At 68.6% G+C, this 12,230-nt stretch carries 10 protein-coding genes; 6 read left to right on the forward strand and 4 right to left on the reverse strand.

The window, feature by feature from the left end; all coding sequences use genetic code 11:
* The first annotated feature begins 1 nt into the window (after nt 1).
* The 4 genes from astD to OEJ37_RS32385 all read left to right on the forward strand — a co-directional run bounded on the left by astD (nt 2) and on the right by OEJ37_RS32385 (nt 5,012).
* Entirely contained in the window at nt 2-1,465 is a 1,464-nt protein-coding gene (gene astD, locus OEJ37_RS32370) for a succinylglutamate-semialdehyde dehydrogenase (protein ID WP_263349065.1), read from the forward strand.
* Between the two features lie 14 nt (nt 1,466-1,479).
* Entirely contained in the window at nt 1,480-2,820 is a 1,341-nt protein-coding gene (gene astB / locus OEJ37_RS32375) for an N-succinylarginine dihydrolase (RefSeq protein WP_263349067.1), read from the forward strand.
* 7 nt (nt 2,821-2,827) lie between these two features.
* Entirely contained in the window at nt 2,828-3,856 is a 1,029-nt protein-coding gene (gene astE / locus OEJ37_RS32380; protein ID WP_263349109.1) for a succinylglutamate desuccinylase, read from the forward strand.
* A gap of 361 nt (nt 3,857-4,217) precedes the next feature.
* Nucleotides 4,218-5,012: an ABC transporter substrate-binding protein gene (locus tag OEJ37_RS32385; protein ID WP_174421319.1), complete on the forward strand. Its 795-nt coding sequence runs from the start codon at nt 4,218-4,220 to the stop codon at nt 5,010-5,012.
* 102 nt (nt 5,013-5,114) lie between these two features.
* On the opposite strand, the gene OEJ37_RS32390 is transcribed toward OEJ37_RS32385, so the two are convergent.
* On the reverse strand, nt 5,115-6,617 hold the full coding sequence (locus tag OEJ37_RS32390; RefSeq protein ID WP_263349069.1) for an HDOD domain-containing protein: 1,503 nt from the start codon (nt 6,615-6,617) through the stop codon (nt 5,115-5,117).
* 27 nt (nt 6,618-6,644) lie between these two features.
* A complete protein-coding gene (cdpA, locus tag OEJ37_RS32395; RefSeq protein WP_208459186.1) occupies nt 6,645-8,387 on the reverse strand; it encodes a putative bifunctional diguanylate cyclase/phosphodiesterase in 1,743 nt (580 codons plus the stop codon).
* A gap of 277 nt (nt 8,388-8,664) precedes the next feature.
* On the opposite strand from cdpA, the gene OEJ37_RS32400 reads away from it, so the two are divergent.
* Nucleotides 8,665-9,213 carry a peroxiredoxin gene (locus OEJ37_RS32400; RefSeq protein WP_174421316.1) on the forward strand — a complete coding sequence of 183 codons (549 nt, stop codon included), beginning with the start codon at nt 8,665-8,667 and terminating at the stop codon, nt 9,211-9,213.
* A gap of 91 nt (nt 9,214-9,304) precedes the next feature.
* On the opposite strand, the gene OEJ37_RS32405 is transcribed toward OEJ37_RS32400, so the two are convergent.
* Complete coding sequence (locus OEJ37_RS32405; RefSeq protein WP_174421315.1) at nt 9,305-9,934, reverse strand: SDR family oxidoreductase; 630 nt, start codon at nt 9,932-9,934, stop codon at nt 9,305-9,307.
* A gap of 291 nt (nt 9,935-10,225) precedes the next feature.
* On the opposite strand from OEJ37_RS32405, the gene OEJ37_RS32410 reads away from it, so the two are divergent.
* The gene (locus tag OEJ37_RS32410; protein ID WP_263349072.1) at nt 10,226-11,698 is read left to right on the forward strand and encodes an NYN domain-containing protein; all 1,473 of its coding nucleotides are present in this window, start codon (nt 10,226-10,228) and stop codon (nt 11,696-11,698) included.
* Nucleotides 11,699-11,783: 85 nt separating this feature from the next.
* On the opposite strand, the gene OEJ37_RS32415 is transcribed toward OEJ37_RS32410, so the two are convergent.
* The gene (locus tag OEJ37_RS32415) at nt 11,784-12,167 is read right to left on the reverse strand and encodes a VOC family protein (RefSeq protein WP_263349074.1); all 384 of its coding nucleotides are present in this window, start codon (nt 12,165-12,167) and stop codon (nt 11,784-11,786) included.
* Nucleotides 12,168-12,230 lie beyond the last annotated feature (63 nt).

Below are 12,230 nucleotides of genomic sequence, written 5' to 3' on the forward strand. Positions count from 1 at the left end.
CATGACGGAACTCTTCATCGACGGCGCCTGGGTCGCAGGCTCGGGCCCCGTCTTCGCTTCGCGCAACCCGGGCACCGACGAGATCGCATGGCAGGGCGACAGCGCGTCGGCGGCCGACGTCGACCGCGCGGTCGCGAGCGCGCGCCGCGCGTTCGCCGGCTGGTCGGCGCTCGACTTCGAGTCGCGCTGCGCGATCGTGAAGCGCTTCGCGGCATTGCTCAACGAACGCAAGGAAGCGATCGCGACCGCGATCGGCCGCGAGACGGGCAAGCCGCTGTGGGAAGCGCGCACCGAAGTCGCGTCGATGGCCGCGAAGGTCGGCATCTCGATCCAGGCCTACCAGGAACGCACGGGCGAGAAGCGCCAGGACATGGCCGACGGCGTCGCGGTGCTGCGCCACCGCCCGCACGGCGTCGTCGCGGTGTTCGGCCCGTACAACTTTCCCGGCCACTTGCCGAACGGCCATATCGTGCCCGCGCTGATCGCCGGCAACACGGTCGTGTTCAAGCCGTCCGAGCTTGCACCGGGCGTCGCACGCGCGACGGTCGAGGTGTGGAAGGAAGCCGGGCTGCCGGACGGCGTGCTGAACCTCGTGCAGGGCGAGAAGGACACGGGCATCACGCTCGCGAACCATCGGCAGATCGACGGGCTGTTCTTCACGGGCAGCTCGGATACCGGCACGCTGCTGCACCGGCAGTTCGGCGGCCGTCCGGAGATCGTGCTCGCGCTCGAGATGGGCGGCAACAACCCGCTCGTGATCGGCGAAGTCGAGGACATCGACGCGGCCGTACATCACACGATCCAGTCGGCGTTCCTGTCGGCCGGCCAGCGCTGCACGTGCGCGCGCCGCATCTTCGTGCCGCAGGGTGCGTTCGGCGACCGCTTCCTCGCGCGCTTCGCCGACGTCACGTCGAAGATCACGGCCGACGTGTTCGACGCCGATCCGCAGCCGTTCATGGGTGCGGTGATCTCGGCACGCGCGGCGGCAAAGCTGGTCGACGCGCAGTCGCGCCTGATCGAGCAGGGCGCGAAGCCGATCGTCGCGATGACGCAGCGCGATCCGCGCCTCGGTTTCGTGAACGCGGCGATCGTCGACGTGACGGGCGTGGCGAACCTGCCCGACGAAGAACATTTCGGCCCGCTCGCGCAGGTCGTCCGCTACGCGACGTTCGACGAAGCGATCGAGCGCGCGAACGACACGGCGTTCGGCCTGTCCGCCGGCCTGCTCGCGGACGACGCGCGTGCTTGGGAGCACTTTCGCCGCACGATCCGCGCCGGGATCGTCAACTGGAACCGGCCGACCAACGGCGCATCGTCCGCCGCGCCGTTCGGCGGCACGGGCCGCTCGGGCAACCATCGCCCGAGCGCGTACTACGCGGCCGACTATTGCGCGTATCCGATGGCGTCGGTGGAAAGCACGCAACTGACCTTGCCCGCGAGCCTGTCGCCGGGCCTGCATTTCTGATCGAGGGAACGACGATGAACGCACAAGAAGCCAATTTCGACGGGCTCGTCGGCCCGACCCACAACTACGCCGGGCTGTCGTTCGGCAACGTGGCGTCGCTCAACAACGAGAAGTCGGCCGCGAACCCGAAGGCCGCCGCGAAGCAGGGGCTGCGCAAGATGAAGCAGCTCGCGGATCTCGGTTTCGCGCAGGGCGTGCTGCCGCCGCAGGAGCGGCCGTCGCTGCGCCTGCTGCGCGAGCTCGGCTTCTCGGGCAAGGACGCGGACGTGATCGCGAAGGCGGCGAAGCAGGCGCCCGAGCTGCTCGCCGCGGCGAGTTCGGCGTCGGCGATGTGGACCGCGAACGCGGCCACGGTCAGCCCGTCGGCCGACACGAGCGACGGCCGTGTGCACTTCACGCCGGCGAACCTGTGCAGCAAGCTGCATCGCGCGATCGAGCACGACGCGACGCGCCGCACGCTGTCGACGCTGTTCGCCGATCCCGCGCACTTCGCAGTGCACGAAGCGCTGACGGGTACGCCGGCGCTCGGCGACGAAGGCGCGGCGAACCACACGCGCTTTTGCACCGAATACGGCAAGCCGGGCATCGAGTTCTTCGTATACGGCCGTGCGGAATACCGCCGCGGCCCCGAGCCGAAGCGCTTCCCGGCACGCCAGACGTTCGAGGCGAGCCGCGCGGTCGCGCATCGCCACGGGCTCGCCGAAGAGGCGACGGTCTATGCGCAGCAGGATCCGGACGTGATCGACGCGGGTGTGTTCCACAACGACGTGATCTCGGTCGGCAACCGCGACACGCTGTTCACGCACGAGCGCGCGTTCGTCAACAAGCAGGCGATCTACGACACGCTGACCGCCGCGCTCGACGCCCGTGGTGCGCGCCTGAACGTGATCGAGGTGCCCGATGCGGCCGTGAGCGTGAACGACGCGGTGACGTCGTATCTGTTCAACAGCCAGCTGCTGTCGCGCGCGGACGGCTCGCAAGTGCTCGTCGTGCCGCAGGAATGCCGCGAGAACGCGAACGTCGCGGCGTATCTCGACCGTCTCGCGGCCGGCACCGGCCCGATCCACGACGTGCTCGTGTTCGACCTGCGCGAAAGCATGAAGAACGGCGGCGGCCCCGCGTGCCTGCGCCTGCGCGTCGTGCTGAACGAAGCGGAGCGCGCGGCCGTCACGTCGAACGTGTGGATCAACGACACGCTGTTCGCGTCGCTCGATGCGTGGATCGACAAGCACTATCGCGATCGCCTCGCACCGGAAGACCTCGCCGATCCGGCGCTGCTCGACGAATCGCGCACGGCGCTCGACGAGCTCACGCAGATCCTGCGCGTCGGTTCGCTGTATGACTTCCAGCGCTGAGGTACCGATGTCCGCCGCCGCGTCGCTCGACGACTTTCTCGCGTTCACGCTGGCCGGCGGCGCGCCGGCCGTGACCGACGGCGCCTGCGCGGGCGGGGCAGTGCGCTGGCAATGGCTCGGCGACGGGCTGCTCGCGCTCGAACCGGCCTCGGCTGACGGCGCGGCGCGCGCGAGCGTGCTCGTGTCGGCCGGCGTGCACGGCGACGAGACGGCGCCGATCGAACTGCTGTCGATGCTCGTGCGCGATCTCGCATCGGGCGCGCTGCCGCTCGCGTGCCGGCTGCTGGTCGTGCTCGGCAACGTGCCGGCGATGCGTGCCGGCGAGCGTTATCTCGACGACGACCTGAACCGCCTGTTCAGCGGTCGTCACGCGCAGGTGCCCGCGAGCCGCGAGGCACCGCGCGCCGTGCAGCTCGAAGCGGCCGCTGCCGCGTTCTTCGCGGCGGCGCCGGCGGGCGGCGTGCGTTGGCACATCGACATGCATACGGCGATCCGCGCGTCGGTATTCGAGCAGTTCGCGCTGCTGCCGCATACGGGCACGCCGCCGACGCGCGCGATGGTCGAATGGCTGGGCGACGCGCGCATCGCGGCCGTGCTGCTGCATACGGCGAAGGGCAATACGTATTCGCATTTCACGGCCGAGCACTGCGGCGCGCTCGCCTGCACGCTCGAGCTCGGCAAGGTGCGGCCGTTCGGCCAGAACGACCTGACCCGCTTCGCGCCGGCCGACCTGGCGGTGCGTCGACTCGTATCGGGTGTGCGGGGCGGCGCAGGGGCCGCGTTGCCGCGCGTATTCACCGTGATCGACCAGATCACGAAGCAGAGCGACGCGCTCGAGCTGTTCGTCGCGGCCGACGTCGCGAATTTCACCGCGTTCGCGCGCGGCACGGTGCTCGCGCAGGACGGCGACTACCGCTACACGGTGACGCACGACGAGGAACGGATCGTGTTTCCGAACCCGACCGTGAGGCCGGGCCTGCGCGCGGGCCTGCTCGTCGTCGACACGACGCGCGAGACGATCGCGGCGCTCGTCTGAGCGCGTGCCCCGACCGATTGCGCGGCCGCGCCGGCATGCGGCCCGCGCCTGACAAGCAAGCTGACGGTATCCCGTCGTCGCCTGCATGCCGGGAGCGGACGGCGGGCGGCCCCCGGCCTTGCATATTTGCGACATCGTCTTGCAAGTTCGGCGGCCGGCCCGGCCGGCGCCGTGCACGCACCGCAGCATCGCGCGCCGACCGCCGCTTTGCCATACCGGGCCGCACGGATTGGTACAATCGCGGCCTTGCGGCTGTTGCGTCGCATCACGGCGCGGCATCGACATTGTCGCGGCCATCTGGCCCTGCAATGATGCAGGCGCCCGTAGTTCCGGAACATTCGAGTATCGAGGAGAGCACCTGATGAAGTTGGATTGGCGTAAAGTGGCCGCGCATGCGGTGGTGGCGGCATCGGCCGTGGCGGCAGGCAGCGCGTTTGCCGCGGATCAGAAGGAGATCCGGTTCGGCGTCGAGGCCTCGTACGCACCGTTCGAATACAAGACGCCCGACGGCAAGCTGACCGGCTTCGACATCGATATCGGCAACGCGGTGTGCGCGAAGCTGAAGACGAAGTGCGTGTGGGTCGAGAACGACTTCGACGGCTTGATTCCCGCGCTGCAGGCGCGCAAGTTCGACGCGATCAACTCGGACATGACGATCACCGACCAGCGCAAGCACGCGATCGCGTTCACCGATCCGATCTACACGATTCCGAACCAGCTGATCGCGAAGCAGGGCAGCGGTCTGCTGCCGACCCCGCAATCGCTGAAGGGCAAGCGCGTCGGCGTGCTGCAGGGCACGATCCAGGAAGCGTACGCGAAGAAGAAGTGGGCGCCGGCCGGCGTCGAGGTCGTGCCGTACCAGACGCAGGACCTGGCGTATGCCGACCTGAAGTCGGGCCGCCTCGACGCGACGTTCCAGGATTCGGAAGCCGGTTCGAAGGGCTTCCTGACGAAGCCGCAGGGCCAGGGCTTCGGGTTCGCGGGCGGCACGGTCAGCGACACCGAGATCCTCGGCTCGGGCGTCGGCTTCGGCCTGCGCAAGAACGACGCGGCGCTGAAGACCGCGCTCGATCAGGCGCTGAAGGAACTGAAGGCCGACGGCACGATCGACAATCTCGCGAAGAAGTACTTCAGCGTGCCCGTGACGCTCAAGTAAGCGTTTCGTTCGATCGCACGATGCAAGCAAGCCGGCCGCTCATGCGGCCGGTTTGCTTTTGGAGGCGGGAAACGGCGGGGGGCCGGCGGGCCGGCCCCCGTGCTATGCGGGGAAGAACCGGCCCAGTTCGCGCGCGAGTTCGTTCAGCACGCTCATCTCCTGCTGCGTGATCTTGCGCGCGGGCTGCGCACCGGCCCAGTCGCCGTACAGCAGCGCGACGGTCGTCGTGCCGACGCGCACGGGCAGCAGCACGAACGCGCGCGTGTCGTCGAGCGCGTCCAGATACCACGCGGGCAGGCGCTTGAGCATCTTCGGGTCCTGCGCCTGCTCGATGAAGATGCCGACCGAATTCGTGATCGCGAGATGAAACACGTCCGGCTCGAAGCGTTCGTCGAAGCGCAGCCGGTCGAGCGCCGTATCGACGCCGGGGCCGAAGCCGAGGCGTGCGGCGAACGTGCCGTCGTCGTGACGCACGAAGATCACGGTACGCGTGAACGCGAGGCCGGCCAGCAGGCTTTCCGACGCGAGCGCGAGCACCTGCGTCAGCACATGCTCGGACGGCAGCGCCCGCAGGTCCGCGAGGCCCGCTTCGATGCATGCCTCGGGCTCGGCCTGCGCGCGCGCGATCGCATCGGCGTTCGCGCGCAGCTCGACGATCTCGCGCATCACGGTGTCGCTCGCTTCCTCGCGCGCGAGCCGGTCGGCGATCTCGACGAGCGCGTCGGACTCCATGTCGAGCTCCGCGCCGTAGTGCTGCGCGAGCGTTGCAATGCGCGCGTCGCGCTGCGGGCTCGCGGGCATCGCCAGCGCGCTCGCGACGTCGGTCGAGCAGCGGCTCACCGCGCGCAGCCAGCGTACGCGGTCGGCCGGGCCGTCGTCGGCCGCATGGCCCGCGTTGCAGTCGTCGTATTCGTCGTCGAACGCGTCGGCGCGGGCCGCGTGGCTGTCTTCGTTGGCCATGCCCGCGCGGATCACGTCGGGCAGCCGCCAGCGCGCGGCCGCTTCGAGCCCGATCTCGTCGAAGCCGACGCCGAGCACGTCGACGCACGCGGCCGCTTCGTCGCCGTTCAGCTCGGCCGCGCGCCGGCGGATCCGGTCCCATTCGCTGTCGAGATAGCAGACCACCAGCAGCTTGCCGACCTGGCGCATCAGCGTGCAGACGACGGCTTCCTCGCCCCCGCGCAACTCGGCGTGCTCGGTCAGCTTGCGTGCGACGCAGCCCGACAGCAGCGCGCGATTCAGTTCGAGCTTCGCGTCGATGCGTCGCGGCGTGCTGTGGTGGAAATGGTCGACGAGCTTCAGCCCGACGACCAGATGGCCGACCGCGTCGAGGCCGAGCACCATCAGTGCGCGGGTGACGGTCGTGATGTTGCCGCCGAACGCCATGTACATCGCGGAATTCGCGAGCCGCAGCACTTTCTGCGTGAGCGCGAAATCCGACAGCACGACGCGCACGAGCGCGGTGAAGTCGAGATCGTCGTTCTTCATCGCGGCCATCGTCGCGCGCAGCGATTCCGACAGCAGCGGGAAGTCGCCCCGTTCGTTCATCCGGGCCCACAGCTTGTCGAGCAACGCGGTGCGGGGCAGGTATTCGGTCGTTGACATACGGATCTGTCCGGTTCGCCGCGCGCGTCAGGCGGCAGCGTGCAGGTGCAGTTGCTGCGCCTCGAAGCGCCGTGCGAGCTCCTCGGACGGCAGCGCCTGACAGACGAGCCAGCCCTGGATGTGATTGCAGCCCATCTCCGTCAGCAGTTCGCGCTGCGCCTCGGTCTCGACGCCTTCGGCGACGAGCTCGAGATCGAGCGTCTGCGCGAGGCCGACCACTGCCGACACGATCGCGCGGTCGTTGCGCGACGTCAGCAGGTTCTCGACGAAGCTGCGGTCGATCTTCAGCTTCGCGAGCGGGAAGCGCTGCAGGTACGCGAGGCTCGAATAGCCGGTACCGAAATCGTCGATCGCGAAACGGATGCCGAGATCGGTCAGCTCCTCGAGCAGCCCCTTCGCGTGCGCGGGATCGTGCATCAGCAGGCTTTCGGTGATTTCGAGCACGATGCGGCGCGGGTCGATGCCCGTCAGCGCGATCGCCTCGCGCACGCTCTGCGTGAAGCGCGGGTCGCGGAACTGCTGCGGCGACACGTTGACCGCCACGTATTGCAGCGCGAGCCCCTGGCGGTCCCATGCGACGAGCTGCATGCACGCGGCCTTGAGCACCCAGTTGCCGAGATAGTTGATCAGGCCGATCGATTCGGCGAGCGGAATGAAGGTCGCCGGCGGCACGAGGCCGTGCACCGGATGGCGCCAGCGGATCAGCGCCTCGACGCCGACCACCGCGCACGACTGGCTGTGCGTGATCGGCTGGAAATGGAGCGAAAACTCGCCGTTGCGCACGCCGTCGTACAGGTCGGCTTCGAGCTTCAGGCGTTCGGCGTCGGCCGGATCGTCGACGGGCGCATGAAACGCGAGCGCGTTGCCGCCCGATGCCTTCGCCTGCGCAAGCGCGTGGTCGGCGCGGCGCAGCAGCGGGCTGTGGTGCTGCGCGCGATGCGGCGCGGCCCGCTCGTCCGGATAGAGCGCGATGCCGATGCTCGCGGACAGGTGCACGGTCTGTCCCTGGTACACGTAGGGCTCGCGCACCGCGGCCTGCAGCCGGCGCGCGAGCGCGTCGGCGGCATTGCTCGCGCTTGTGCGGTCCGGTGCGCCGAGCACGACCGCGAACTTGTCGCTCGCGACGCGCGCGAGCCGTTCGTTCGGCGTGACGAGCACCTTCAGCCGCTGCGCGGTTTCGCGCAGCAGCGTGTCGCCCGCGTCGTAGCCGAGCGCGCGGTTGATCCGCTGGTAGTCGTCGAGGTCGAGCAGCAGCAGCGCCGCGCAGGTGCCGTCCTCGTCGGCGGTCTGCTGCGCGCGCATCAGCGCGGGCACGAGCGCGGACAGGTTGTCGAGCCCCGTCATCGGGTCGTGGTGCATTTCGTACGTGAGGCGCGCCTCGAGCGCGCGCCACGACGACACGTCGAACGCCGCGATCGCGAAGCCGTCGACCCCGTGGTGGCGGCTCTTGAACGCGCGAACCTCGACGTCCAGCGGGTAGGTGAGCGACTTGACGATGCACATCGTCGCCTTCTCGACCTGGCCCGAACGCGCGGCGCGCGCAAGCAGGCCTTCGAGCGCCGCGGTATCCTGTTCTGCGATCAGGTCGCGCAGCGTCAGCGTGTGCAGGTAGTCGCGGTGGTAGCCGATGAAGCGCAGGCTCGCGTCGGACACGTACAGGAAGCGCAGCTCGCGGTCGACATGGGCGAGGAAATCCACCGTGCCGACCGTCTGTTCCAGCCAGTTGCGCACGGAGTCGTCGCGGCGCGGCGCGCCGGCGCGCGCGGGCATCAGCGCGCCGCCCGACCAGGCGAAGCGGCGCAGCGTATGCAAGGCGCTGCGCCAGGAGCCCTTGCGTGACGTCTGTTTCCTGTTGGCTTCCATGTTTCTCGCTGACGTGAAGGGCTGGAACCGGTTGTCCGGAAGGAATAACGGCAGACTGTGGGAAATCTTTAACGGGCCGGGCGCGGATGGCGCTGCCGCGGAACCCATCATGCACGCGCCGTTCGACAGTCGAACGCCGACGTGGCCTACATCGAGGCTGACTTTATAAGAAATGAGGACGCAGATGAAGCGAAAACTGTTGCTGGGCGCCGTGGCGGCGCTGGTGGCCGGCCATGTGCTGATGGCGCAGGCGCAACTGAAGCCGGGCGCCGCGGCGCCGGACTTCACGACGCAGGCGTCGCTGGGCGGCAAGACTTACACGTACTCGCTCGCCGATGCGCTGAAGCATGGGCCGGTCGTGTTGTATTTCTACCCGGCCGCGTTCACGAAGGGCTGCACGATCGAGGCGCATGCGTTCGCGGATGCGGTCGATCGTTACAAGGCTTACGGCGCGACGGTGATCGGCGTATCGGCAGACAATATCGACACGCTGACGAAGTTCTCGGTGAGCGAGTGTCGGAGCAAGTTCCCGGTCGCGGCCGATCCGGACGCGAAGATCATCCGCGAATACGACGCGAAACTGCCGGCGCTCGACCGCGCGAACCGCGTGTCCTACGTGATTTCGCCGGAAGGCAAGATTCTGTACGAATACACGAGCCTGTCGCCCGACAAGCACGTCGAGAACACGCTGGCCGCCGTGAAGGCGTGGGCCGACGCGCATCCCAAGCAGTAGGCGGCCGGCCGAGGCGTCAAGGCGGCCCGTCGTGCGGGCCGCGCTGGCACGGGAAAACGCGCCGCCGCGAGGCGGCGCGCGGGTAGCCGCGCTACGCGCGCAGCGCCTGCTCGATCGGCACGCCGCCGCCGACGAAGCCGACGATCTTGCGCGAGATGCCGAGCTTGATCGCCTCGATCGCGGCCCACGCAACATCCTGGCGCGATACCGGCGGTGCGGGGTCGAGCCACGCGTCGGTCAGCGCGATCTTGCCGACGCCGGGCCCGTCCGCGAGCGGGCCGGGGCGCAGGATCACGTAGTCGACGCCCGACGCGATCACGCGCTCGTCGCCTTCGCTCTTCATCTGCGAATAGTGGCGCAGCGCATCGGGGCCCTGCTCGGGCCGGTACGCGGACAGAGAACTGATCACCACGAGCTTCTGCGCGTTGTAGGCAAGCGCGTATTCGGCCGCGCGGGCGACCGCGTCGCGATCGATCTGCTCCTCTTCGGCCGCGCCGTCCGTTTCGGCCGAGCCGGCTGCGTAGATCACGTGCGTGATGCCCTGGAACGCGTGCGAGAAATCGTTCGTCAGATCGGCCTCGACGACCTTCGCGCCTGCCAGCGCATAGCCGTGCCGGCGCACGAGCGCCGTGACCTCGAACTCCGGCTGCTTGAGCAGCAGATCCGTGCACGCCTGGCCAGTGCGGCCGGTCGCGCCAATCAGCAGTACCTTCGTCGTCATGAAACTGCTCCTTGCTCGATGAGTCGTCCTTCCAGATAGGGACGGACGACCAATAACTCAAGTGTAATGTCGATTTGGCCCGGCGGCGGACAGTAATGAGGGGCGTACCGGCGCGGGCTACCGGCAAAGGCTTTCCGGCGCGGATACGCGGCCCCCGGCTACATGGCGGACCTTCAGGCGGTCCATTCATTCACACGGATTCGGGAATGACGCGCCGACCGGCTATCATGTGCGCGATGCATTTTTCGACGCTACGTCCTATAACGCGTCGGCCAACCGGTTGGAGTACACATGGCATTACCCCTGGACAACGTCAGCATGGCCGTGTTCTGCGACTTCGAGAACGTCGCGCTCGGCGTGCGCGACGCGAAGTACGAGAAATTCGACATCCAGCCCGTGCTGGAACGCTTGCTGCTGAAGGGCAGCATCGTCGTGAAGAAGGCCTATTGCGACTGGGATCGCTACAAGGGCTTCAAGGCGTCGATGCACGAGGCGAGCTTCGAGCTGATCGAGATTCCGCACGTGCGCCAGTCGGGCAAGAATTCGGCCGACATCCGGCTCGTCGTGGACGCGCTCGATCTCTGCTACACGAAGTCGCATGTCGATACGTTCGTGATCATCAGCGGCGATTCGGACTTTTCGCCGCTCGTGTCGAAGCTGCGCGAGAACGCGAAGAAGGTGATCGGCGTCGGCGTGAAGAAATCGACGTCGGACCTGCTGGTCGCGAACTGCGACGAATTCATCTTCTACGACGATCTGGTGCGCGAGCAGCAGCGCACGCTCGCGAAGCGCGAACAACAGCAGCGCGCCGGTAACGGCGGCGCGAAGCGGCCCGACGAGCCGTCGCGCAAGCACGACATGGACGCGCGCAAGGCCGAGGCGATCGCGCTGGCGGTCGAGACGTTCGACGCGCTCGCGTCGGAGCGCGACGACGTCGGCAAGATCTGGGCGTCGGTGCTCAAGAGCGCGATCAAGCGCCGCAAGCCGGATTTCAACGAGTCGTACTACGGGTTCCGCGCGTTCGGCAACCTGCTCGACGAGGCGCAGGCGCGCGGCCTGCTCGAAGTGGGGCGCGACGACAAGTCGGGCGCGTTCGTATCGCGGGCACGCCAGCCGGCGGCTGCGGAGCACGTCGCGGCGGGCGGTGAAGGCGGCGCCGCGCACCGCGGCACGCGTGCGGCGGAGCCGGCGCGGGCCGGCCGCGAGTCGCGACGTCGCGGGCAGCGGGCGGAAGCGGTCGTGCACGAAAGCGTGCAGGTCGAAGCGGAAGAGGCGGTCGTTGCCGAAGTCGCCGACGTAGCGGCGGTTGCACCTGCCGTCACGGCCGACGCGGCCGATACACACGGCGATGCGAAGGACGGCCGCAAGCGCGCACGCAAGAGCGCGGCGAAGAAGACCGGCGCGAAGAAGGGCGCCGCCGCGAAGAGTGCCGGCCGTCACGAGGCCGGGAAGCCGGACGACACCGCGCATGGCGCGGCGCAGCACGGTGGCGACAAGCACGCGCACGACACGCATGCCGACGATGCGCATCGCGATGCGGGGCATGGCGACGACCGGCACGCGGCGATGACGCACGCCGAGCCGGCGGCCGGCGATTTCGGCGGCGAGGTTGCCGCGGCGCAGCTGTCGCATGACGCCGCGCCGGTCGAATCGGCTGCTGAATCGGCTGCCGAGGCACCGGCTGCCGCCAAGCCGAAGAAGCCGGCCCGCAAGGCGGCGCCGCGTGCGCGTCGTCCGCGCAAGACGGCGGCGGCTACCGAGTGACGGCAGCCGGCAGGGCGTGGTCCGAAACAGGGCGACACCCGGCCCGCGCAATACCGGCCGGCGCAACGCCTGCGTGCCGGCCGGGCTAACCGTTCAGCACATACGGCCGCGTCATCACTTCGAGGAAGTGGCCGTCCGGATCGTCGAAATACACGCCGCGGCCGCCGTTGTGGCGGTAGATGTCGCCGGGGTGTCGTTTTGCCGGATCGGCCCAGTGCGGCAGCCCGCGCTCGCGAATGCGGGCGAACACGCGATCGAAGCCGGCTTCGTCGATCAGGAACGCGTAATGCTGGGCCGTGATCTCCCCCGTCTTTTCGTAAAAATCGAGCGACACGCCGTTGTCGAGCGGGACGACCAGCATCGCACCGAACGGCGTCGGCGGCGGCAATTCCAGAAGCTCGGTGAGGAAGCGGCTCGACGCGTGCTTGTCGCGGCACCAGACGATCGTGTGGTTGAGCTGGACGTTCATGGCGTGTTCCCGTGAAGGGCACCGCGGTGGGCATGGAAACACGATAGCCGATCGCCGCCGGGG

This window comes from Burkholderia sp. BKH01, assembly GCF_025685725.1.
GTDB classification, from domain to species: domain Bacteria; phylum Pseudomonadota; class Gammaproteobacteria; order Burkholderiales; family Burkholderiaceae; genus Burkholderia; species Burkholderia pyrrocinia_C.